Annotated in this window: 21 protein-coding genes and 1 pseudogene; 21 read left to right on the top strand and 1 reads right to left on the bottom strand. The window is 58.9% G+C overall.

Annotated features, from left to right (window positions below):
- The first annotated feature begins 144 nt into the window (after window positions 1-144).
- From ACGYKA_RS15620 to ACGYKA_RS15720, 21 genes and pseudogenes are all read left to right on the top strand, one after another.
- Window positions 145-753 carry a TetR/AcrR family transcriptional regulator gene (locus ACGYKA_RS15620; protein ID WP_043753118.1) on the top strand — a complete coding sequence of 203 codons (609 nt, stop codon included), beginning with the start codon at window positions 145-147 and terminating at the stop codon, window positions 751-753.
- A 79-nt stretch (window positions 754-832) separates the two neighbouring features.
- Window positions 833-1,372 carry a TetR/AcrR family transcriptional regulator gene (locus ACGYKA_RS15625; RefSeq protein WP_088626210.1) on the top strand — a complete coding sequence of 180 codons (540 nt, stop codon included), beginning with the start codon at window positions 833-835 and terminating at the stop codon, window positions 1,370-1,372.
- The gene (locus ACGYKA_RS15630; RefSeq protein WP_394439178.1) at window positions 1,359-1,841 is read left to right on the top strand and encodes a biotin/lipoyl-binding protein; all 483 of its coding nucleotides are present in this window, start codon (window positions 1,359-1,361) and stop codon (window positions 1,839-1,841) included. Before ACGYKA_RS15625 ends, ACGYKA_RS15630 begins: the two co-directional genes overlap by 14 nt.
- Window positions 1,819-2,508 carry an efflux RND transporter periplasmic adaptor subunit gene (locus ACGYKA_RS15635; RefSeq protein ID WP_394439180.1) on the top strand — a complete coding sequence of 230 codons (690 nt, stop codon included), beginning with the start codon at window positions 1,819-1,821 and terminating at the stop codon, window positions 2,506-2,508. The genes ACGYKA_RS15630 and ACGYKA_RS15635 overlap by 23 nt, the downstream gene beginning before the upstream one ends.
- A 27-nt stretch (window positions 2,509-2,535) precedes the next feature.
- Window positions 2,536-5,616, top strand: coding sequence for an efflux RND transporter permease subunit (locus ACGYKA_RS15640; RefSeq protein WP_088626193.1), 3,081 nt, complete (start codon window positions 2,536-2,538; stop codon window positions 5,614-5,616).
- Between the two features lie 202 nt (window positions 5,617-5,818).
- Window positions 5,819-6,241: pseudogene (locus tag ACGYKA_RS15645) on the top strand (transposase); the annotation flags it as partial.
- Between the two features lie 123 nt (window positions 6,242-6,364).
- Entirely contained in the window at window positions 6,365-7,576 is a 1,212-nt protein-coding gene (locus tag ACGYKA_RS15650) for a CaiB/BaiF CoA-transferase family protein (RefSeq protein ID WP_088626191.1), read from the top strand.
- Window positions 7,573-8,739, top strand: coding sequence for an acyl-CoA dehydrogenase family protein (locus ACGYKA_RS15655; protein ID WP_176441060.1), 1,167 nt, complete (start codon window positions 7,573-7,575; stop codon window positions 8,737-8,739). The genes ACGYKA_RS15650 and ACGYKA_RS15655 overlap by 4 nt, the downstream gene beginning before the upstream one ends.
- A 104-nt stretch (window positions 8,740-8,843) precedes the next feature.
- Complete coding sequence (locus ACGYKA_RS15660) at window positions 8,844-9,698, top strand: SDR family oxidoreductase (RefSeq protein ID WP_028284935.1); 855 nt, start codon at window positions 8,844-8,846, stop codon at window positions 9,696-9,698.
- Window positions 9,699-9,735: 37 nt separating this feature from the next.
- Entirely contained in the window at window positions 9,736-10,542 is an 807-nt protein-coding gene (locus ACGYKA_RS15665) for an ABC transporter ATP-binding protein (RefSeq protein ID WP_036538081.1), read from the top strand.
- Complete coding sequence (locus ACGYKA_RS15670) at window positions 10,535-12,454, top strand: long-chain fatty acid--CoA ligase (RefSeq protein ID WP_028284933.1); 1,920 nt, start codon at window positions 10,535-10,537, stop codon at window positions 12,452-12,454. Before ACGYKA_RS15665 ends, ACGYKA_RS15670 begins: the two co-directional genes overlap by 8 nt.
- Window positions 12,455-13,342: a branched-chain amino acid ABC transporter permease gene (locus tag ACGYKA_RS15675; RefSeq protein WP_028284932.1), complete on the top strand. Its 888-nt coding sequence runs from the start codon at window positions 12,455-12,457 to the stop codon at window positions 13,340-13,342.
- Window positions 13,343-13,345: 3 nt separating this feature from the next.
- Window positions 13,346-14,419: a branched-chain amino acid ABC transporter permease gene (locus ACGYKA_RS15680; RefSeq protein WP_028284931.1), complete on the top strand. Its 1,074-nt coding sequence runs from the start codon at window positions 13,346-13,348 to the stop codon at window positions 14,417-14,419.
- An 11-nt stretch (window positions 14,420-14,430) separates the two neighbouring features.
- Window positions 14,431-15,240, top strand: coding sequence for an ABC transporter ATP-binding protein (locus ACGYKA_RS15685; RefSeq protein ID WP_088626190.1), 810 nt, complete (start codon window positions 14,431-14,433; stop codon window positions 15,238-15,240).
- A 33-nt stretch (window positions 15,241-15,273) separates the two neighbouring features.
- Complete coding sequence (locus ACGYKA_RS15690) at window positions 15,274-16,512, top strand: ABC transporter substrate-binding protein (RefSeq protein WP_028284929.1); 1,239 nt, start codon at window positions 15,274-15,276, stop codon at window positions 16,510-16,512.
- 102 nt (window positions 16,513-16,614) lie between these two features.
- Window positions 16,615-17,865 (top strand): ABC transporter substrate-binding protein, encoded by a 1,251-nt coding sequence (locus ACGYKA_RS15695; RefSeq protein WP_028284928.1) that lies wholly within the window; start codon window positions 16,615-16,617, stop codon window positions 17,863-17,865.
- Window positions 17,866-17,944: 79 nt separating this feature from the next.
- The gene (locus ACGYKA_RS15700) at window positions 17,945-18,721 is read left to right on the top strand and encodes an enoyl-CoA hydratase/isomerase family protein (RefSeq protein WP_028284927.1); all 777 of its coding nucleotides are present in this window, start codon (window positions 17,945-17,947) and stop codon (window positions 18,719-18,721) included.
- Between the two features lie 11 nt (window positions 18,722-18,732).
- Complete coding sequence (locus tag ACGYKA_RS15705; protein ID WP_028284926.1) at window positions 18,733-19,515, top strand: enoyl-CoA hydratase/isomerase family protein; 783 nt, start codon at window positions 18,733-18,735, stop codon at window positions 19,513-19,515.
- Window positions 19,516-19,557: 42 nt separating this feature from the next.
- The gene (locus ACGYKA_RS15710) at window positions 19,558-20,316 is read left to right on the top strand and encodes an electron transfer flavoprotein subunit beta/FixA family protein (protein ID WP_271690106.1); all 759 of its coding nucleotides are present in this window, start codon (window positions 19,558-19,560) and stop codon (window positions 20,314-20,316) included.
- Entirely contained in the window at window positions 20,316-21,242 is a 927-nt protein-coding gene (locus ACGYKA_RS15715) for an electron transfer flavoprotein subunit alpha/FixB family protein (protein WP_028284924.1), read from the top strand. Before ACGYKA_RS15710 ends, ACGYKA_RS15715 begins: the two co-directional genes overlap by 1 nt.
- Window positions 21,243-21,449: 207 nt before the next feature.
- The gene (locus tag ACGYKA_RS15720; RefSeq protein WP_028284923.1) at window positions 21,450-22,607 is read left to right on the top strand and encodes an acyl-CoA dehydrogenase family protein; all 1,158 of its coding nucleotides are present in this window, start codon (window positions 21,450-21,452) and stop codon (window positions 22,605-22,607) included.
- Window positions 22,608-22,628: 21 nt separating this feature from the next.
- On the opposite strand, the gene ACGYKA_RS15725 is transcribed toward ACGYKA_RS15720, so the two are convergent.
- Complete coding sequence (locus tag ACGYKA_RS15725; protein WP_028284922.1) at window positions 22,629-23,795, bottom strand: CaiB/BaiF CoA-transferase family protein; 1,167 nt, start codon at window positions 23,793-23,795, stop codon at window positions 22,629-22,631.
- Window positions 23,796-23,820: the final 25 nt, after the last annotated feature.

A 23,820-nucleotide genomic window follows, 5' to 3' on the forward strand; every position in this document is an offset into this window, starting at 1 on the left:
GAAAAAGCCGCCAAGCGGCGCTTGGTGGGGTAGATCCGCACAGCTTTACGTTTTGCTGCTAAATCAACTTCTATCTACTATACTCACTAGACGGTACAGTAAAGCTTGTAACCGCCTAGTCCTGCCTGGGATAGAGAGAACGAGATGCCCGTGAGAAAAATGGCCGACGTCATGATTGGTGCGCGCGAGGTTTTCTTCCGATGCGGTTACGAAGGAGCCACGGTCGATGCGATTGCCGCTGAAGGAAAAGTGTCGAAGGCAACCATGTATTCGTATTACCCGACCAAGGAGCAACTGTTCCTGAGCGTGGTTGAATCCGAATGCGGTCGGCTTGCGGACGAAATCCTCCGGCCCTTGATCGCGTCTTTGGAGCCGCGCGCCCAGTTGGAAGAACTCGCCCTTCGCATGGTCGACCTCACCTTGGACGACACCTACATCCGTCTCCTGCGAACGTGCGTTGGCGCCTCCGAGGCACTGCCCGAAGTGGGTGAGGTTTATTTTCGCGCAGGCCCGAAACCTGCTCGCGAACTCGTCGGTAGGATTCTGGAGCGCCTTACGCGCGAAGGCGCGCTCGATGTCGATGACGACCGGCGCGCGTCCGATCACTTCATACACCTTTGCGTTTCGGGGCTACTTATGCCGCGCCTTCTCGCAGTGAAACGAGCTGTCCACCGCGAGCAACATGCGCGCGAAGCGGTCGCTGCATTCCTGCGACTTTACGGTAGCGGCCACAGAGACAAATTTTCAGATTGAGCTCGCTTGCCAAATACGGGGCAGCGCATTAGCTCGCCCAATGACTTAACCGACCGGACGGTACAGGGTGACTGCACAAGTGGAAAAGCAACCGAAGAACGCCTCGCCGAAGATTCTCGGCGCTGCGCGGGCGATTGCGCTGCGAGAAGGCGCGGGAAGGATCACGATCGACGCCGTCGCTCGGGAATCCGGCCTCAGCAAGGGTGGGGTGTTGTACAACTTCGCCACCAAGAAAGCGCTTCTGGCCGGGCTGCTCGACGAAATGCTCGCGGAGCACCGCGAACGTCTGGCGTCGGTCCCGGAAGGGCACAGTTCCCGCACCCTGCGCGGTCATCTCGAGACAGTTCTGCAAGCCGGAAGCACCGATGATGACCTTTCGATGGCTATTCTCGCGGTTTCGGCGTCGGATCCGAATCTTCTGGACCCGCTGAGAAAAGAACTGTCCCGTGATGTCGAGCGCATCCGTTCGGACGCGCAGGACGACACTGCGGCGATGGTTCTCTTTTTGGCGATCCAGGGTCTTCGTTTCCAGAGGCTCCTTCGCCTCGCGGATGGTGATGCCGATCAGCAAGACGCCACCATCGATAGATTCAAGGACATGATCGATGAGCTCGAATAGAACCAGATACTTCCGAGGAGGTGTCGCCGGATTGGTCGCCCTCCTTCTCGCCATTGTCCTTCTCGTGCAATTCGGCCCGAACCTCGCATCCAAGGTCTTCGCGCAGACTACGGATGAGGTTTCCGGTGCCGATGCGCAAGGGAGCGCCGAGCAAGACATCGCCCAACCGGTCACGGTCGAAGTATCGCGTGCCGAGCTTCGCGATAGCGATAGGGCGCGCAGCCTGGCAGGCCGCGTGGAGCCCGCCCGGACCGTGGATATTGCCTTTCAGGTTTCGGGTCAGCTTTCCGACCTCGCGGTAGATGCTGGGACTCGGGTCGAGAAAGGCGATTTAATCGCCGCGCTCGACCCGGTAGATTTCGAATTGGCTCTGGACCGGGCACAGGCCTCTTTCGACCTCGCAAAATCCGAATACGATCGTGCGTTGAGTCTGACCGAGAGGGGGGGTGGCGACCGACGCCCGACTTGAAACGAACCGCGCGCAGCTTGCCCAGGCAGAAGTCGCCCTCCGTGAAGCGAAGCGTCGTCTGGCTCAAGCCACGATCTCGGCGCCCTTCGAGGCCATTGTCGCGCGCATCTTTCTGGAGGAGTTTTCGAACGTCACCCCTGCGGCTCCGATTGCCAGGTTGCAGGACATCAGTGAAATGCGGGTGCGGATTTCGCTGCCCGAGGAACTCGCCGCGATCGCACGGGCCCAGCCCGATGCATTCAGGGTAACCGCCTCTTTCCCCGCTGTGCCGGGATATGACGCAACTCTGTATCTGCGGACATTCGTGACCGATGCAGACCCCACAGCCCAAACCTATGACGTCGAGTTTGCAATCGAGGGCGCCATCGACCCGAGATTGCTGCCCGGAATGACGGCGAATGTGCGCGTAGCCGCCGCCGCGGAGGGTGCGCAATCGCGGTTGGTAGTCGTCCCGGTCTCAGCGATCGACACGACGAGCCGGAGCGAGCCGTCCATCTGGCTGTATGACGAGGGGACCGGCCGGGTGTCCCGTAAGACGATCCGCCTGGGGCTGCCAAACGACGACGAAATCGTCGTGCTTGAGGGGCTCTCCGGAGACGAACTGGTTGTGTCCGGCGGGTGGTGGCGCCTGAAGGAAAACGAAACAGTCGCGGTTCGCGGCCTCTGAACGATCCTGGACCGGAAAACCGAAACCATGACAATGAGTATTTCCCGCGCAAGCATCCGACGTCCGGTCGCCGTTTGGCTGGCAATTATCTTTTGCCTTCTCGGCGGTTTGTGGGGGCTGAACACGGTCGGACGCCTCGAAGACCCGAGTTTCACGCTCAAGACGGCGCTCGTTTTCGTGCCCTATCCGGGCGCGACGGCGATGGAGGTGGAAGAGGAAGTCACCGATGTCGTGGAAAGCGCACTCCAACAGATGAAGCAGCTCGACCGGGTGGAATCGAAATCCATGCCGGGCATGGCCCAGATCACGGTCGAGATCGAGATGACCTATGGGCCCGACGAGATCCCGCAGGTCTGGGACGAGATGCGCCGCCGTATCCGCGACATCGAAGGAGAGCTTCCCTCCGGTGCGCAGTCTCCGATTATCAATGACGATTTCGGCGACGTCTACGGCATGTTCTATGCCGTGACGGCCGATGGGTTGAGCGCCACGGAACAGCGAGACCTCGCGACCAAATTGCGTCGCGGACTTGTCACCGTCGACGGGGTGGCCAAGATCGAGGTTCGGGGACTGGCTGAAGAGGAGATCATCATTTCGATCCCTTCGGCGCGACTGACCGAACTGGGTCTGCCGCCTGACCAGATCCTCGGTATCATCGCTGACGAGAACCAGGTTTTCTCCAACGGCGAGATCAGCGAGGGGCTTTCTCGGCTAGGTGTGTCCGTTCCGCCGGGTTTTGTCAGCGTCGAGGGCATAGAGGCGCTGCGGCTCGGCGCCCCCGGAGAGGTCGGGCAGATTGCGCTCTACGACATTGCCCGCGTGGTCCGAGAGGAGACGGAGCGGCCGAGCCAGATCGTGCGTCACAATGGCACGCGGGCCTTCACCCTCGGGGTCTCGGCGCTCGTGGACCGTAACGTTGTCGAGGTCGGCAGATCGGTCGAGGCACGGCTGGACCAGCTGAAGACCGAATTGCCGGACGGCGTCGAGATCGTACCAATCTATGAACAGCATAAGGTCGTCGACGAAGCGGTCTCGAGCTTTCTCGTCGGCCTCGGTCAATCCGTGGCCATCGTCATCGGGGCGCTGATGCTGACCATGGGTTGGCGCGCGGGTTTGGTCGTGGGTGCCACGCTGGGCCTAACGGTGTTTTCCACGCTGTTTTTCATGTCTGTCTTCGGCATCGAGATGGAACGGATCAGTCTCGGGGCGCTGATCATCGCCATGGGTATGCTGGTCGACAACGCTATCGTGATCGCCGAAGGCATGCTGATCGGCATGGCGCGGGGCAAGTCCGCCGAAGACGCCGCCGCCGATACCGAGACCGCGACAGCGTTTCCCCTGCTCGGGGCCACCGTGATCGGGATCATGGCGTTCTCTGGAATTGGACTGTCGCCAGATGCCACCGGCGAGTTCCTGTTCTCGCTTTTCGCGGTCATCGCGATTTCGCTGCTGATGAGCTGGATACTCGCCGTGACCGTCACGCCCTATTTGGGTAAGCTCCTTCTGAAGGCACCGAAAGACACCTCCAAGGACCCCTATCGCGGCTTCATCTATTCGGCCTATCGCGGTTTCCTCTGGCTGGCGCTGCGCGCCCGCGTGCTCGTCGTCCTGACGATCGTCGGAATCACGGTCTGGTCGGTCATGGCCTTTGGTCAGGTCAAACAGGCTTTTTTTCCGGCGTCGAACACCCCGATATTCTACGTCGAATTCCAGATGCCGCAAGGCACGGACATTCGAGTCACGAATGAAGAAATCGCTCGGCTGGAGGCGATCCTCTTAGGCGAGGAGATCGTGACGGACGTGACATCACTGGTCGGGCGAGGGGCCAGCCGCTTCATGCTGACCTACAACCCTGAGCAGGCCGATGCGAGCTACGGTCAGCTGATCGTGCGTGCGACCGATGCCACACTCATCCCCGATGTTGCGGCGCGTCTCAATCGCGAACTGCCGGCGCAATTCTCCAATGCTCTTATCCGCGTCGAGGAGATCGTCTTCGGTCCTCCTGCCGGGGCCGATGTCGCCGTGCGATTTTCCGGACCCGATCCGGTGGTCCTTCGGCAGCTATCGGATAACGCGCTTGCGATCTTCGACGAGGCCGGCACGATCACAAACTCGCGCACAGACTGGCGGCAGCGCGAAATTCTCGTCGAACCCATCGTCGACGAGGCTCGCATGCGGTTGGCCGGTTCGACTCGCGCTTCGATCGCCGACACCGTGCAATACGGCACCTCGGGCCTGCGGGTCGGCACCCTGCGCGAAGGCGATGCCGAAATCCCGATGTATCTGCGGCTTCCCGAGGTCGAGCGCGACGGGCTGGATCGTTTGCGCGATCTCTCCGTCTGGTCGCCGGGTGCAAATGATTACGTGCCGATGGCCAACCTCGTCTCCGGCTTTGAGCCCCGCCTCGTCGAGGCCCTTATCCACCGCCGCGACCGTGAGCGTACGATAACGGTCCTCGGCGGTGCGCGACCGGATCTGACTGCGAACGAAGCCTTCAACAGCGTGCGCGACGACATCGAAGCGATGCGGCTCCCCGACGGCTATTCGATGGAGTGGGGTGGCGAATACGAAAGCCAGCAGATGGCCAATGAAAGTCTCGGCAAGCAGCTTCCGATCAGCCTCATCGTGATGCTGACGATCTCGATCCTGATGTTCAACAAGGTGCGCCAGCCGCTGATATTGTGGCTCGTCGTACCAATGTCGGTCACAGGCATGGTTCTCGGTCTGCTGTTCACGGGGCTCCCGTTCACGTTCACGGCGCTTCTCGGCTTCTTGTCCCTTTCCGGGATGCTGATGAAGAATGCCATTGTGCTGGTGGAAGAAATCGATCAGCAACGCGCCGAAGGTGTCGAGGACTATCAGGCGGTAATCGATGGCTCGGTCAGCCGTTTGAGGCCCGTCGTGCTGGCTGCGGGCACAACGATTTTCGGTATGATTCCGCTCTTACCAGACGCCTTCTTCGCATCGATGGCCGTGACGATCATGGGTGGCCTCGCGTTCGCCTCGATCCTGACGCTGGTCGCGGTTCCGGTATTTTATGCACTGTTCTTCCGGATCAAGCCGCCCAAAAAAGAAAACGCTCCTTCAGGTTCCCCAGCGACAGCCTGAACGCAGATGCAGTTATAAGCGCTTCTCTGAGCGCCCTCGACCCATCTTAAGGACGGTGTAGGCATATTCCGCCGCCTCAAGCGCGCCTTCGGGAAAACCGCCGAATGTCGGAGCCACTTCGGTGCCGCCAAAGACGAGCGCTTCGTCCCGCAGGCCTAAAAGAACGCACGGCTGGCCATAATTCGTGAGGGCACGAAATACAGCGGAACTGCGGCTGGCAGCAGGCCAGGCGCACTCCCGCTCCATGGTCTAGGCCTTCAAGGCATGGACCGAGGCCCAACTGCTACGCATTCCCGGCAAGGGCGATCTCGCGAAGGCCTTCCGCTATGGTCTCAGCTGCTGGCCGTCATTCGAGCTCTTCCTTGGAGATGGCCGCGTCGGCATCGACGACAACACCGCCGAGCGCGTCATGCGCCCGATCAGCATCGGGCGAAAAAACTGGCTTTTTGCAGGCTCCGACAGCGGTGGCGAAACGCTGTCCCGGGCGATGTCCCTTGTCGAGACAGCCAAGATGAACGGCCTCGATCGGCAAGCCTGGCTGGCCGAAATCCTCGACCGCATCCACAATCACATGACCAACCCGCTCAACGAACCGCTTCCATGGAACTGGACGCCAATGAACTGATCCATGGTAACAACCGGGCGGTTACGTTTTCGGGGAGGTGATTACCTTTGAATCTTGAGATCCGACTTCGCCTTTGCTAGGAATCGAACAACCATTAGAAAATTAGCAAAGTCGAAAGTGCAGATGTCTGGACCCCTTGATCAACTGAAGATTATAGAACTTGGTCACGTAATTGCCGGACCACTTGCGGCAGCTTTACTCTCGGATTTTGGTGCAGATGTCATCAAGATCGAAGCCCCCAACCGGACGGATATGATGCGCGACCTTGGACCCAAGGCAGAGGATGGGGTGGGCGTCTGGTGGAAGACTTTGGGCCGTAACAAGAAAACACTAGGTCTGGACTGGAAGTCCGACGAGGGCCGGGACATCCTGCGAAAGTTGGTCGAAGATGCCGACGTGCTGATCGAGAATTTCCGACCGGGTGTGCTGGAACGTGCTGGTGTTGGGCCAGACGTCTTGCACGATTGGAACCCGGACTTGGTTGTCTTGCGGGTTTCAGGTTACGGACAGGACGGTCCGATGCGCGACCTGCCAGCGTTTGGGCGTGCTGCGGAGGCCATGAGTGGATTAGCGCATCTGACCGGTTTTCCCGACGGGCCGCCGATGCACCCCGGCTTTCCGGCGGCTGACAGCACGACAGGGCTAATGGGCGCTTTGGGAATCATGATCGCGCTATTTGCTCGCGAAAAGGGGATAGTACGCGGTCAGGTCGTCGATATTGCAGTATTCGAGGCCCTGCTTCGGTTGATGGATTATCCTGTTCCCGCATTGACTGGCGCGAACCTCTCGCCGCGACGCAATGGGCTGCGCCAGCCGATGGACTTTGCTCCGGGGGGGATGTTCCGAACGTCCGATGGGGTGTGGCTGAGCGTTTCGGCAGGGAGCGCGGAAACCGCGCAGCGCCTGTTGCGGGCGGTCGGAGGCGATGCCCTCGCCGATGACCCGCGGTTCGCGACATTGGGCGAGATGTCGCGGCACATGACGGTGGTCTTTGACGCGATCAATGATTTCGTCACGCAGCACACGGCTAAGGAAGTGGAAGCGGTATTCGCCCGCCATGATGCGGTTGCCTCGCGTGTGTTGAGCGTCGAAGAGATCATGACGAACGAGCAGATACGCCATCGTGGGGACATCGTGTCGGTCGACGGCGAACAGACCCAGGTCATTGGTCCGGTCCCTCATCTCAGCGCGACGCCCGGTCAGCTTCGTTGGCTGGGACGACCGCCTAGCGCAGACAGCCAAAGCATTCTGCGTGATCTTGGTTTTAACGATGAGCGGATCGCTGCCCTATGTGAGGCTGGGCTCGTAAGATTGGAGGGAGGGCGCGCGCTATGACATTGCGATTGACCGCCGACCAACAAGAGATTCGCGACCAGATTCTGCGGATTTGCGCAGGGTTCGACGACGACTATTGGCTGGATCGGGATCGCAACGGTGGTTTTCCCCATGATCTGCACAGGGCAATGGCCGATGGCGGCTGGCTAGGTATCGCCATGCCAGAAGCTGTCGGCGGCGCCGGTCTGGGGATCACCGAGGCGACCATAATGATGCAAGCAATTGCCGAGTCGGGGGCCGGCGCAAGCGGAGCCTCGGCCATCCACATGAACATTTTCGGGCTCAACCCGGTGGTGAAGTTTGGGACCGATGAGCAGCGCGCGCGTATGCTTGGCCCTCTAATAGCAGGCGATGAAAAGGCCTGTTTCGCCGTAACCGAACCGACGACCGGGTTAGACACCACAAAGCTGAAGACCATGGCGGTGCGGCAGGGGGACAGATATGTCGTGCACGGACAAAAAGTCTGGATTTCTACCGCGCAGGTGGCGGACAAGATGTTGCTTCTGGCCAGAACAACGCGGCTAGAGGATGTGAGCAGCCCGACCGAAGGGCTGAGCCTGTTCTATACAGATCTCGACCGAAATTTCGTTGACGTGCGAGAGATCGAAAAGATGGGTCGAAAGGCTGTCGATTCGAACGAAGTCTTCATCGATGGATTGCCGATTCCGGCTGAGGACCTGATCGGGGAGGAGGGCAAAGGCTTTAGGCAAATTTTGCACGGGTTGAATCCCGAACGCATCCTGGTGGCCGGTGAATGCATCGGTATTGCGCGCAACGCACTGGCGCGAGCGGCGCATTATGCAAACGAACGTGTGATTTTTGACCGCCCGATCGGCCAAAATCAGGGTGTTCAGCATCCACTCGCCAAAGCCTGGGCGCGAGTGGAATCTGCCAATCTCATGGTGATGCACGCTGCAGCCCTCTACGATGCGGGAGAACCCTGCGGCGTCGAGGCGAACGCCGCCAAGCTTTTGGCCGCCGACGCCGCGGTCGAGGCGACCGAAGCCGCGCAAATTACGTTTGGCGGATTCGGATATGCTAAGGAATATCACGTGGAGCGACTGGTACGTGAAGCTCTGCTGTTCCGCATCGTACCGGTGACACCGCAGATGCTTCTGTCGTTCATAGCAGAAAAAGCCCTTGGACTTCCAAAGTCTTACTGATCGGAGATAACGGGCGGGGCTGGTGGGAAAAGTTGTCTTGACCAATTTTCTAACACCCGTTAGATTACTGGCAGCTGCCCCTAATGGGAATGGGAGGAGGCGTCGTGAATAAGACGCAGTTTGGGTCTTCGAGGGAGGACCTATCAAAACGTGCAACCGTTTACGCAAGCGGTTTATTCACCGGCAAAGTCGTTGTGGTGACCGGGGCCGGAGGCGGATTGGGGCTGGCAATTGCGACCTTGTTCGCAAGGCTCGGGGCCAATCTGGCGATCAATGGACGCAACGAAGAGAAACTGGCTTTGGCCAAGGAGTTCCTTGAAAGTTTCGGGGGCGAAGTTTTCGCTGTGCCTATGACCATCCGGGAGCCTGAGCAGGTCGAGGATTTTGTCGCCAAGACGAACCAGGAGTTCGGGGCGATTGACGTATTGGTGAACAATGCTGGGGGTCAGTTTCCGCAAGCAGCGTTGGAGTTTAGTCCAAAGGGCTGGAATGCGGTCATAGACACCAACCTGAACGGCACGTGGTGGATGATGCAATCCACGGCGCGCCACTGGGTTGCCAACAAGCAATCGGGCTCCATCGTCAACATCGTGGCCGATATCTGGCGCGGCATGCCCGGCATCGCGCATACCTGTGCGGCCCGGGCAGGAGTAGTTTACCTGTCCAAGTCGGTTGCGGTGGAGTGGGCCCCGCACGGTATCCGAGTGAACTGCGTGGCGCCGGGTTGCTGCGAAAGCAACGGTTTCGGGAACTACCCTCCGGAGGGTTCTGCGACCTTTCAGGACTCCAACCCGATGCGGCACGCCGGGGACGAATGGGATGTCGCTGAAGGGGTTGTCTATATGGCGGCGAATTCAGGGAAATTCGTAACCGGAGAAGTTCTGAACATCGACGGTGGGCAGCAATTGTGGGGGGATCCATGGCCAACGGGGCGGCCGGACTACTTCCGGATTACCTGATGTTGGCCGTGAACCTTAGGGGGACAATGATATCTAGATGACGACTAAGATTAAAACAGCAATCGGAGCCGATGATGGGGCGATACTGGAGTGCAGCGGGGTCGAGCGACGGTTCGGCGGCATCGTCGCTGTCACCGGTGTGGACCTCGTCATTCGGCAGGGGGAAATCTTTGGACTTGTCGGCCCGAACGGCAGCGGCAAGACAACACTGACGAACGCAATTACCGGGTTCTACCCACCGAATGTGGGGACTGTGCGGTTGGCAGGAAAGGAAATCACGGGTACGGCACCTCACAAGGTTGCCAAGCTCGGCGTCGCCCGGACGTTCCAGAATCTTGCCTTGTTCAACGGGATGAGCGTTCTGGACAACATCCTGCTGGGGCGGCACATCCACATGAAACCGGGCGTTCTGCGCACCGCGCTTTACTGGTGGGCAGCACAGCGTGAAGAAATCGAAAACCGCAAGATCGTCGAAGAGGTGATCGAGTTTCTACAACTCGAGAGCATCCGGCATGAGTTGGTCGATGGCCTTCCGATCGGGTTGAAAAAACGGGTCGAGCTGGCGCGGGCATTGGTGGCCGAGCCACAGATGCTGATTCTCGATGAACCGATGGCCGGCATGAACCAGGAAGAGAAAGGGTATATGTCCCGTTTCATTCTGGATGCCCGTGCCGAACGCGGCGTCAGCGTTCTGCTGATCGAACACCATATGGATGTCATCACCGGCATTTGTGATCGGATGCTGGCCCTGAATTATGGTGAAATGATCGCCAGTGGCATCCCCAAGGAGGTTGTGAAGGACCCGCGGGTCATCGAGGCATATATCGGAGGGTCGCATGACTGATTTGACGAAGAAACAGTCTTCGGGCGGCGACACGATCGGCGCAATTCTGGCGCGGAACGCCTCGAAACACGGTTCGGAAATCGCGCTTCGCGAAAAAGAGCGTGGGATCTGGAAGGAAACCACATGGGCGGAATACGCCGAAGAGGTGCTGGCCTGCGCGGCCGGGCTTGAGAAAATCGGCGTAACACCGGGCAAGGCGGTGCTTATCCTGGGCGACAACCGGGCGCGGCTGTATGGCGGAATGCTGGCTATTTCGTTGCTGGGTGCCTATGCAATGCCTGCCTATCCCGGCGCGACGCTCGAAGAACTCCGGCACTTTCTTGGCGAAGTCGAAATCGTCGCGGCCATCGCCGAAGATCAGGAACAGGTTGACAAGATCCTGGAACTGAAGGACGCGGGCGCCGAGGGCATCGACCACATCATTTATGATGAAGCGCGCGGTCTTGGCTTCTACGAGGTTGAAGGGCTGTTGTCCTGGGATCACCTGATCGAAGTTGGTCAGCACGATCTGAACGAAACCCCGGGCCTGAGTGAGGAACTGCTTAGTCGTGCGAAGCCGGAAGATCCGGCCATTTTTCTGCACTCCTCCGGAACGACGGGCGCGCCGAAGGGCATCGTACTGAGTCAGAAGAACGTTCTTGCTGCTGCTCGGAATGGACATGCGGCGGGTGCCTTCGGCGAAAATGAGGAGATCCTCGCGTACTTGCCGATGGCCTGGGTGGGAGACTACGCCATAACCGTTGCCGCGGCACTCCTTTGGCGTTTCACCGTGAATGTGCCTGAGCGCCAGGAAACGGTCGTGCGCGACATGCGCGAGATCGCTCCGACATTCTATCTGGCGGCGCCAAGAAGCTGGGACCAGATGCTGACGACAATCCAGGTTGGTATCGAAAATTCGACCCCTTTAAAGAAATGGCTGTACCATTTTTTCATGGATCGGGCCATCGCGGCGGAAACGCGCAAGCTGAATGGCAAAAGCGGCGGTGTTCTTGAGCCATTGGGCCGGCTTCTGGGCGAGGCGATTGTTTTCGGTCCGATCAAGGACCAGTTCGGGATGAGCCGCCTCAAGAATGCGTTCACCGGCGGTGAAGCGATCGGGGAAGACACCTTTGTGTTCTACCGCGCCCTGGGGATCAAGTTGCGTCAGCTCTACGGCCAGACCGAGAACAGCGCGATCAACGCGATTCAGGCTCCGGGCGAGGTCCGTCTTCATACGGTTGGCAAACCCGCGCCTGGCGTCGAGGTCAGCATTGCCGAAGACGGTGAGATCCTGGTGCGCTCGGACAGCGTGTTTGAAGGGTACTTCAACAAACCCGAAGCGACCGCCGAAGCCCTTGACGGCGGGTGGCTGCATACAGGTGATGCCGGCTATCTGGAGGACGACGGACACCTGGTTGTTCTTGGGCGTGTATCCGAGGTCATGCACACCGCCGACGGTGAACGTTACGTTCCAAACTACATCGAGAACCGGTTGAAATTCAGCCCGTATATCAAGGATGCGGCCGTGATTGGCGCCGGGCTGAAGGAACTGACGGCGATGGTCTGCGTGGATTTCGAGGCCGTGGGGCACTGGGCCGAAGTGAACGGCGTACCTTACGTGTCATATGCCGATCTTTCTCAGCGTGAAGAGGTCGCGACGTTGCTTCGCGAGGCGTTCCAACGGGTCAACAAGGCCGTCACCGAGCCATTGCGCCTGCAACGCTTTGTCAGTCTGCCGAAAGAATTCGACCCGGACGATGGTGAAATCACACGGACACGAAAACTGCGGCGCAAGGTCGTTCAGGAACGCTATGCTGACGTGATCGCGGCGCTCTACGACGGTTCAAAAGAGGTCCACGTAAGCGCGCAGGTGACTTACGAGACCGGGGAAGTAGGGAAGGTCGAAAGAAGCCTTCCCGTCAGGGAGGTATAAATGGACTGGGTCTTTCTATCAGAGCTTGCGATCAACGGAGCCTTGACGGGTCTGTTATATTCGCTTTTCGCCATCGGCCTCGTGCTGATTTACAAAGCGTCCTCGGTGCCCAATCTGGCGCAGGGTGGGCTGACCATGGTGGGTGCCTATGTGGTCCTGGCGCTGGCGCGCGATGTGGGTTTGCCCTTGTGGCTGGCCATTCCTCTGGCTGCGGTTGTCATGTTCGGCCTTGGGTTCGGCATCGAGCGTGTTGCCCTGCGTCGTCTCGCGGGTCGCCCGGTCGTCATGATCCTGATGCTGACACTTGGCCTCGACATATTCCTGCGGGGTACGACACTTGCCATCTGGGGCGGAACGTCGCGTTCGATGGAACTGGGCGTCAGCTATGATCCGCTGTTCCTGGGCGACATCTTCATCAGCCGCATCCATCTGGTCGGTGCCGGTGTCGCGCTTGCCTTGTTTGTCGGCTTCATGCTGTTCTTCCAAACCCGGACCGGGATCAAGTTGCGGGCGATCGCGGATGATTACATGGCTTCGTGGTCGGTAGGTATCTCGGTTGAGCGCGGCGTTGGGTTATCCTGGGCATTGGCATCCGTTGTTGCCGTCGCCGCTGGCGTCATCTGGGGTGAGATTCAGGGTGTCGATCAGGCGCTGTCGCTGTTGCTTCTCAAAGGTCTGACGGTTGCCGTTCTCGGTGGTCTCGACAGTATCCTTGGCGCCGTGATCGCAGGCATCATCCTGGGCGTCGTCGAAAACGTTGGCGCTGATTTCCTCGATCCGCTTGTCGGAGGCGGAAGCCGTGAGCTTATCGTCGCCGCCGTGCTCATTCTTACCGTCATGATCCGTCCGCACGGGCTGTTCGGTCGTCACGACATCGAAAGGGTGTAAGGCATGTTTTACAGACTTTCCGGCGTCCATCACGCCGACTACGTTTCGGACAGCCGTATCTTCAAGGTGCCTGCCGACAGAAATCTGACAGCTTTCATCTTTCTGATCGGCCTTGCCGCGCCATTCATCATCCCGTCGCTTTATCTGAACAGCTACATGCTTCCCTGGCTGATCTGGACGGCCGCCGCTTTGGGGCTGAACCTGGTGACAGGTTGGGCCGGCCAACTGCACTTGGGCTATGCTGCGGTCATGGCCGTCGGAGCGTATTCGTCTATCCATGCCGCGCGTTTCGGGGTGCCGTGGGAATTCGCCCTGATCATTGGCGGGTTGACGTCATCCGTGATCGGCAGCCTGTTCGCTTTTGCCGCTTTGCGGGTCAAGGGCCTCTATCTCGCCCTTACCACTCTTGCGATGCAGTTCGTGATGGACTGGGTTCTGACCCACTCGCCGGCGATCTCGGGGGGCTCACACGCATCGCTCCAGTCGCCGACGCTGGCGTTGTTGGGGCAAGAGATTACCACTGATACTGGCTTCTACTATGTCGCCTTCGGCTGGTGTGTGTTGGTGACGATCTTCATGCTTAATCTCAAGCGTACTGGACTCGGTCGCGCCTTGGTCGCTGTCCGGGAAAAAGACTTTGCCGCCGCGATCCTGGGTGTGAACAGTTTCTACTACAAAATCCTCGCATTCGCGACTTCTTCGTTCATCGCAGGCGTCAGCGGTGCGTTGCTTGTTGCCACCTTTTTCTTTCTCGCCGCACCCGAGCAATTCTCGGTTGCCGTTTCGATCCAGGTTCTTGCGATGGTGATTGTTGGCGGCCTTGGCAGCATTATCGGTTCCTATTTCGGTGTTGCCCTGATCCTTCTTGTTCCGGGTATCGTGAACGGTCTCGTCGTCACGCTGAGTGACGGGCTTGGCATGCAGATCAACGTTGAAACGCTCGCCCACATCCCCAACGCGGTCTATGGCGCGCTGATCGTCATTATCCTTCTGATCGAACCGCTTGGTTTGGGAAAACTCTACGGCAACATCAGAGACTACCTGATGGTCTGGCCCTTCGATCAGTTCAAGAAATAAGGGAAATGCCGATGCAAGAAAAAGTTGAAGCCCAGAACATTCTGTCCATGAACAGTGTCGAGGTGCTGTACGACAATGTAATGCTGGCGATCAAAGGTGTATCGGTCCAGGTTCCAAAAGGCGAGATGATCGCGCTTTTGGGGTCGAACGGAGCGGGAAAAAGCACCACGTTGAAAGCGATCAGCGGTCTTTTGAAAGCCGAGCGCGGACGCATCAGCCGAGGTGAGATAACGTTCCAAGGAACGGACATTACCGAAGCGCTCGCGCAAAAACGCGTCGAGATGGGCATCTGTCATGTCATCGAAGGGCGGCGGGTCTTTGAACATCTGACCCCCGACGAGAACCTGACCGCCGCCGCGCCGCGCGGAATGTCCCGATCGACGCTGAATGCGGAAAAGGACAAGATTTACGCCTATTTTCCACGGCTTGCCGAACGCAAAAATTCGCAAGCAGGCTATTTGTCGGGTGGTGAGCAACAGATGCTTGCCATTGGGCGGGCCCTCGTGACCCAGCCGAAGCTTTTGATGCTTGATGAACCAAGTCTCGGGCTTGCTCCGTTCCTGGTCGAGGAAATCTTCGGCATCCTGCAAAAGATCAATAAGGATGAGGGGCTGTCCGTCCTGCTGGTGGAACAGAACGCCCTGGCAGCTCTGGAGATCGTTTCGCAAGGGTATCTTATCGAAAACGGCCGCGTCGTTATGCACGGCACGGCCGAGGCGCTCAAATCCAACTCCGACATTCAGGAGTTCTATCTAGGCGGCGGAGAGACCGATTTTCACAACGTCAAGCACTACAGCCGACGCAAACGTTGGCTGAGCTAACGTACTATTCGAAAACTGTTCAGGGAGGAAAAAATGAAGAAACTTACCAAAGCGCTGGCTGTATTTTCAATGGTTGGCGGGGCGCTGTTCGGCACCCAGGCGCTGGCCGAGCCATTCAAGATCGGCATCTGCTACGATCTCAGCAAGGCCTATACCTTTGCCACGCCGCAGGTTTCGCAGGCCGCGATGGACCTTGCCAAGCTCATCAACATGAAGGGCGGCATCGGTGGGGAACCGGTCGAAGTCATCGTGCGTGACCACGGGAACGAACCGCAGCGCGGAATCGAGTGCTACTCGAAACTCAGCCGCGAGGGCGTCTTTGTTTTCGATACCCTGTCCACTCCGGTGTCTCTGGCTATCCTGCCGCGGGCCATGGAAGACGGGCGTATCCTGATGCAGTCGCTTGTCGGGCGCGGCGATGCCGTTGATGGCACCGTCTTCGATTGGGTCTATCCGATCGGGCCGACCTATTGGGGACAGGCCGCCAACGATGTCGCCTACATCAAGCAATTGCATGACGGCGATCTGTCAGATGTGAAGGTCGGGTTTGTGTATTTCGATTATCCCTTCGGGCAGGAGCCGATCGAGATCCTGGAAACCCTGTCCGAGAAAGAGGGTTTCGAGCTTGAACTGTACCCCGTGCCACTGCCTGGCAGCGACCAGGCCGGTGTGTGGTCCAAGGTGCGCCGGGACAACCCAGATCATGTGATTGTCTGGATGCTGGGCGGTGCCCATGTGGTTGCCTCGAAAGAGATGCAGCGCAATCGCATTCCGATGGACAAATACATCTCGGTCAACTGGCTGAACGAAGTCGATATCGCCAACATCGGTAAAGAGGCCGCCAAAGGTATCAAGCGCGGGACCAATGTCGTGGGCGGTCAGGATATTGCCCTGTATCAGGAAATCATGGCCGAGCTTTATGACAAGGGCGAGGGATCCGGCCCGATCGAGAAGACGCAGGACGTTTTCTACAACACCGGGCTGGCCATGTATTCGATCATGTTCGAAGCCGCGCGCAAGGCGGCGGAAGCCGAGGGGCTGCCGATCACTCCGACATCCTACAAGGCCGGACTGGAGTCGCTTGAGGGATTCGACGCGAACGGGCTGATGGCCCCCATTACGGTGACGGCCGAAGATCATGGCGGCGGTGGCAAGACCCGGATCGAGATGTGGGACGGGGAGACTTGGGTGCCGCAAACCGACTGGATCTCTGAGTACACGGACGTCGTGTGGGACGTGGTGAAAAAAAGTTCCTCAAAATACGAGCAGTGAAAGACTGGTAGCAGGAAGGGCGACGCTACGCGGGGCGGCAGCGGCGTTTGCAAAGCGGTATCACAGCCCCAAACCAAACCAAACCAACGGGAGTGAGAGAACATGAAAGTCAAACAGCACATAAGGGCGGTGGCACTGACTGCCGCGCTGGCAGCAAGCGCGACTGTGGCCGCAGCGCAGGACAAGGAGCCGATCCGCTTCGGACTCTGCTTCGACCTTAGCAAATCCTACACTTTCATTTCGCCGCAGGTGGCTCAGGCCGCCCAGGATCTGGCGATGTACACCAACGAAAATGGCGGTATCGAAGGTCATCCGGTTGAAATCATCATTCGCGATCATGGCAACGAACCCCAGCGTGGTGTGGAATGCTATGAGCAGCTCAAGCGCGAAGGTGTGTTCCTATTCAATTTTCTGTCCACGCCGGTCACGAACGCGGTTCTGCCGCGTGCGATGAAGGACGGGAACTTGTTGATGCAGTCTTTTGTTGGCCGCGGAGACGCGGTGGACGGCGAAGTGTTCGAATGGGTTTTCCCGGTCGGTCCGACGTACTGGCAGCAGGCGGCAAATGACGTTGCCTTCATCAAGGGTCAGATGGGCGGTGACTTGAGCAAGGCGAAGATCGGGTTCATCTATCTGGATTACCCCTTTGGCCAGGAACCGATCGAGATCCTGAAAACGCTTTCCGAAAAGGAAGGGTTCGAGTTGGAGCTGTATCCCGTACCGCTTCCCGGGTCGGATCAGGCCGGCGCATGGAGCAAAATCCGCCGCGACAAGCCTGACTACGTGATCAGCTGGCTGCTGGCGGGCGGGCATGTGGTCGCCTCGAAGGAAATGCGCCGCAACCGTTTCCCGATCGACCGCTATCTGTCGGTGAACTGGCTGAACGAAGTCGATATCGCCAATATCGGCGCACAAGAGGCGAAAGGCATCCTGCGCGGGACCAACGTGGCCGGTGGCCAGGAAGTTCCGATCGTCAAGACGATGCTGGACACCTACTATGCCAATGGCAAGGGCAGCGGTCCCGAGAGCCTGGTGCGCGACGTGTACTACAACACGGGCATGGCGATCTACTCGGCCGGTTTCGAAGCCGCGCGGATCGCAATTACTGAAAACGGTTGGCCGATCACACCGGAAAGCATGAAGAATGCCTATGAATCGATCGAGAACTTCGATGGAAACGGCATCATGGCCCCGGTTACACTGACCGACAAAGACCACGGTGGTGGCGGCAAGACCCGGGTCGAGCAGTGGAATGGCGAAACCTGGGTTCCGCTGACCGACTGGAGCGCCGACTATCTTGACGTTGTTTGGGATGTCATCAAGCACAGCTCCGCGACGTTCACCGTCGAATAAGACAGAGCTTCCCCGCGGCAGACATGTCGCGGGGAAGCTTTCCGCAGTTAGATTGTCCCGAGAAAGCGAAGCAGGTATCATGAGCCCCATTGACGTGAAGATCGAAGACGGAATTGCGACCGTCTGTATCAACCGGCCAGAACGTAAAAACGCGCTTTCCGTGGCGGCGACGAACGGGCTGACCGACGCTTGGGAGAAGATCGAGGCGGATGACAGCGTTCGTGTGGCCATTCTGACTTCTGCCGATTGCGGCGTTTTCAGCGCCGGACTGGATCTGAAGGAAGCCACACAAATCGCACGCGACGAGGGTGTCGATATTCTGACCAAGATGCGCGACCCGTTTCACGAGACCATGCGCGCCTGCAAGAAACCGATCATCGCGGCGATGACAGGGTCGCTGATGGCGGGCGGCATGATGCTGACCTTGAATTGCGATCTGCGGGTCGGTCTCAAGGGGACCAAGGTCGGTATCACCGAAGTAAAGATCGGTCGTGGATCGCCCTGGGCATCGCCGGCACTGTCCATGCTACCGCAGCCCATCCTTATGGAAATCGTTCTGACCGGCGACTTGATGCCGATCGAGCGCCTGCACGAATACGGGTTCACCAACTATATCGAAGACACTCCCGATGCTGTCCGCGCAAGGGCATTTGACCTTGCCAAACGCATTGCCAGCGCGGCCCCGCTGTCGGTTGTTGCCGCGAAAGGCGGCGTTCGCGCGACCATGGACCTGGGCTGTGCGGGTGGCCTGAAAGAGGGCAAGCGCCTTCACGAGGTGGTTTACGCCAGCAACGACGCGATTGAAGGCCCAAAGGCCTTTGCTGAAAAGCGGGCACCCGTCTGGACCGGGACCTGATGGAGACTTGAATGACTGAGCTTATTCGCCTGGACAGGGAAGGCCCTGTCGGAATCCTGCGTTTTCTTCAGCCGACAAAACGCAACCCTTACAGCATCGGGTTCGTCGAAGAACTGGTGGCGCTTCTGCGCGAAGCCGAACGGGACGCTACGATCCGTGTCGTTGTTATGACCGGTGGCAATCATTTCAGCAGCGGCGGCGATCTTGTCGGGTTTCAGTCCGAGATCGCCAAAGGCGCGCGGGCGACGTCGGAAATGGTGGACCTGGTTCACGATGGCGGACGCGCGGCCTATCTGTTTCGCAAACCTCTGATTTCCGCGGTATGCGGCGTGGCTTTTGGCGCGGGCCTCAGCCTGGCCTTGTCGGCGGACATTGTCGTTGCCGCCGAAGATGCCCGGCTGTGCGAAGTATTTGCACGCGTCGGCGGTTGTCCCGACACGGGATCAAGCTGGCTGCTTCAGCAGCGCGCCGGTGCGGGCGTTGCCCGGATGCTTGTGCTCACGGGCCGTGAAATCGACGGGCGCACCGCCAGGGACCTGCGCGTTGTCGAAGAATGCGTGCCGGCCAACCAGGTCGAGGTACGGGCGCTGGAAATTGCCCGCGAGATTGCAACGCACCCGATGTTTGGCGTTCAGACCGCCAAGCGTGTGATGCGCGCCGCAGCCGAGTGCAGCTATCTCGAGGCGCTGGATATCGAGCGCGATGCCCAAAGCGTTTTGCTGTGCGCGCATGACTTTCCTGAGGCCATGAAAGCGTTTTCGGAAAAAAGAACTCCAGAATTCAAAGACCGTTAGCTCGGTTGAAACCTTATCGCAAAACTCAAGGAGACCACGCCAATGAAGGTACTCGTGCCTGTGAAACGCGTGATCGACTACAACGTGAAGGTTCGTGTCAAAGCGGACGGAAGCGGTGTCGATCTGGCCAACGTTAAGATGTCGATGAACCCTTTCGACGAAATCGCCGTCGAAGAGGCGATACGCCTGAAAGAGGCCGGCAAGGCCGAAGAGGTGGTCGCGGTATCCATCGGCGTCAAACAGGCGCAGGAAACCCTGCGCACCGCACTGGCCATGGGTGCCGACCGCGCCATTCTGGTCTTTGCAGCGGATGACGTGCACCATGATATCGAGCCGCTGGCAGTGGCCAAAATCCTTGCCAAGGTCGTGGAAGAGGAACAGCCTGGTCTGATTCTCTGCGGCAAGCAGGCGATCGACAACGACATGAATGCCACCGGCCAGATGCTGTCAGCCCTGCTGGGCTGGTCGCAGGGTACCTTTGCCTCGGAACTGGACATCGACGGTGACAGTGCCGTCGTGACCCGGGAAGTTGACGGCGGCCTGCAGACCATCAAGGTCAAGATGCCCGCGATCGTCACCGTGGACCTGCGCCTGAACGAGCCGCGCTATGCGTCGCTGCCCAACATTATGAAGGCCAAGAAAAAGCCGCTGGATGAGAAAACCGCCGATGATTACGGCGTTGATGTCACGCCGCGTCTGGAAATCGTCAAAACCTCCGAGCCCGTGGCACGCGCGGCCGGTATCATGGTCGGCTCGGTGGACGAGCTGGTCGCAAAACTCAAAGAAGCGGGGGCTGTATAATGGCTGTTCTTCTTCTCGCAGAAGTCACCGATGGTGAACTGGCAATCGACGCAACCGCCAAGGCCGTGACCGCGGCCAAGGCCCTGGGCGATGTGACCGTTCTGTGCGCGGGCGCCTCTGCTGCTGCCGCAGGCGACGCCGCCGCCAAGATCGACGGTGTGGCCAAGGTTCTGGTCGCCGAAGACGCATCGCTGGGTCACCGCCTGGCCGAACCGACCGCCGCGCTGATCGCATCGCTGGCCGGTGATTATGAACATATCGTCGCCCCGGCCACCACGGACGCCAAGAACGTCATGCCGCGCGTTGCCGCGCTGCTGGACGTGATGGTCCTGTCGGACGTGTCCGGCGTTGTCGATGGCAAAACGTTCGAGCGCCCGATCTATGCCGGGAACGCGATTCAAACCGTCAAATCGTCGGATGCGAAAAAGGTCATCACCTTCCGCACCTCGACCTTTGATGCCGCTGGCGAAGGCGGGTCTGCCTCGGTCGAAAGCATCGGTGCCGGGGACAACCCCGGCCTGTCGGAATGGGTCGAAGACAAGGTCGCCGCATCGGATCGTCCCGAACTGACCTCGGCCGGTGTGGTCGTGTCCGGTGGGCGCGGCGTCGGCTCCGAAGAGAACTTTGCCCTGATCGAGAAACTGGCCGACAAGCTGGGCGCCGCCGTTGGCGCATCCCGCGCCGCCGTCGACTCGGGCTTTGCACCGAACGACTGGCAGGTTGGCCAGACCGGCAAGGTGGTCGCGCCTGACCTGTATATCGCCGTTGGCATCTCGGGTGCGATCCAACACCTGGCCGGCATGAAGGACAGCAAGATCATCGTCGCGATCAACAAGGACGAAGAAGCCCCGATCTTCCAGGTTGCCGATTACGGTCTGGTTGCCGACCTGTTCGACGCCGTGCCCGAACTGACCGACAGGCTGTAAGTCATTGCGAAAAAATTACAAAAAGGCCCGCCTGTTTTGGCGGGCCTTTTTTGTACGAGCCGAATGGGCGGCGCGTGATTGGATAAATCCGGATGCGCACGGTCCGAAGCCTTGTGACGCCCCGTCAGAACGCCTCGGGTTCATTGCCAGGAAATAAAACACTTGTTAGATTTCTTCAATGCAAGCATGAACCGATAGGAATAAAACATGTCTCTGATCAAGAACTCCCCGAGTTGGGCAGTGGATGAACACAAGATGTTCGCCGATAGTACACGCAGGCTTTTCGATGCAGAGATGGCTCCGAAGATTGAAAAATGGGCGGAGCAGGGAATTGTTGACCGCGACTTCTGGAAAACAGTCGGTCAGCAGGGTGTCATGGGTGGCTCGATTGCCGAAGAATATGGTGGGTTCGGTGGCGGCATCGGGTTCGACGCGATTACCGTCTACGAGCAGGGGCGCACCGGTGATACGGGTTGGGGCTATGGGATTCAGTCCATCGTAATCCATTATCTCAACGCATATGGCAGTGAGGAACAGAAGAAAAAGTGGTTGCCGAAACTGGTCAGCGGCGACAGCGTTGCGGCGATTGCCATGACCGAGCCTGGAACGGGCTCTGACCTCCAGAACGTACAAACCTACGCGGAAAAGGATGGCAACCACTACAAGATCAACGGTTCGAAGATCTTTATCACAAACGGGCACACGGCGGATCTCGTTGTTATCGTGGCAAAGACCGATCGCAACGCCGGCGCCAAGGGCGTTTCGTTGATCGTTCTGGAAACCGAGGGCGCCGAGGGCTTTCGCCGGGGACGGAACCTGAAGAAACTGGGTATGAAAGGTTCGGATACTGCTGAGCTGTTCTTCGAGGATGTGCGCGTGCCCACGGCGAACCTGCTTGGTCCGGAAGAGGGGCAGGGGTTCTACCAGCTGATGAAGCAGCTGCCTTGGGAGCGGCTGATGATCGGCATTACCGCGCTCGGTTTTATTGATTTTGCGATCGATGAAACGGTGAAATATGTTCAGGACCGCAAGGCATTTGGAAGCCGGATCATGGACTTCCAGAATACACGCTTCAAACTGGCGGAATGCAAAACCAAGGCCGAATTGCTACGTTCCTTCGTAAATGACGGGCTCGCGCGTCTTGAAGCGGGCGAACTTGATGCGGCCACGGCTTCGATGGTGAAATGGTGGGGCAGCCAGACGCAGAACGAGGTCATGCATGAATGCCTGCAACTGCACGGCGGTTACGGTTTCATGATGGAATACCCCATCGCGCGACTTTATGCCGACAGCAGGGTCCAGATGATCTATGGCGGCACCAACGAGATCATGAAGGAACTGATCGCACGCTCGATGGATGTTTGATCCGTCCGGTGCCGGGTGGGGCTACTCCCTGCCCGGCCCCAGAATTTCGTCGCTGTGTTCCCCAAGTCGCGGGGCCGGGCGATGATCATGTCGCGCAGGGGTCGCCGAAAATCGAGCCGGCGGGCGTGTCGTCCAGATCGCACCTTCGGTCGGGTGATCAATCCGTTGAAAGAACCCGGTTGCGGCAAGATGGGGATCGTTCGGCAAATCTGACAGGTTGCGCACTGGCATGGCGGGTATGTCGGCCTGCTCCATGAGGTCAAGCCACTCATCCGTGGTCCGGGTCAGCGCAATCTGCGCCACCATATCGTATACTGCGCCGATGTTGCGGCTTCGGGCATCCATGTCAGTGACCCAGACATGGTCGATCATGTCGTCGCGCCCGACCGCCTGAAAGAACCGCGCCCATTGCACGTTGGTGTAGGGCAGAATGGTGATGTAGCCATCTGCGGTCTGAACCGGACGCCGGTGCGGAACCAGCATGCGGGCATAGCCGAAATCCTGCGGAGTCTCCTCGAAGGTGGCGCCATCCATGTGTTCGGCCAGCAGGAAGGCGGCCAGCGTCTCAAACATCGGAACTTCGACATGCTGGGCCTGTCCCGTACGCTCGCGGTGGAACAGGGCGCCCATCACGGCATAGGCGGCGGTCACGCCGCCAAGCTTGTCGGCCAGAATTGTCGGGGCATAAGCGGGCGGTGCCTCGGGGTCGCGCAAGGTTGCCAGGCTGGCCAATCCCGACACCGACTGGACGGAATCGTCGAATGCAGGCTTGGCGGCATAGGGCCCGTCCTGCCCGAAACCGGTGGCGGATACCGTGATCAGGTTCGGGTTTTCCTGGCGTAGAGTTTCGGGATCCAAAGACAATCTGGCCAGCGCCGCAGGCCGGATGCTCGAAATCATCACATCGGCATCGATGAGCAGTTTGCGCAACTGATCGCGACCAGTTTGTGTTTTGAGGTCGAGTACGACACTGCGCTTGTTACGGTTGGTCCCCAGAAAAGCGGCCCCCATCAGCTTGTTGCGCGATGGCTGGACCTGGCGAAGAAGATCGCCCTCGGGGCCTTCCACCTTGATCACATCGGCCCCCAGATCGCCCAGCATCTGCGTCGCCAAAGGTCCGAAAACCACAGAAGTCAGATCGACGATCTTCACGCCTTGAAGGATCGCCGGTTTGTTCTCAGCGGTCATTTGATTGTCCACCCTTTTGGTTGTC

The organism is Sulfitobacter sp. 1A15106 (assembly GCF_043556995.1).
GTDB classification, from domain to species: Bacteria; Pseudomonadota; Alphaproteobacteria; order Rhodobacterales; family Rhodobacteraceae; genus Sulfitobacter; species Sulfitobacter faviae.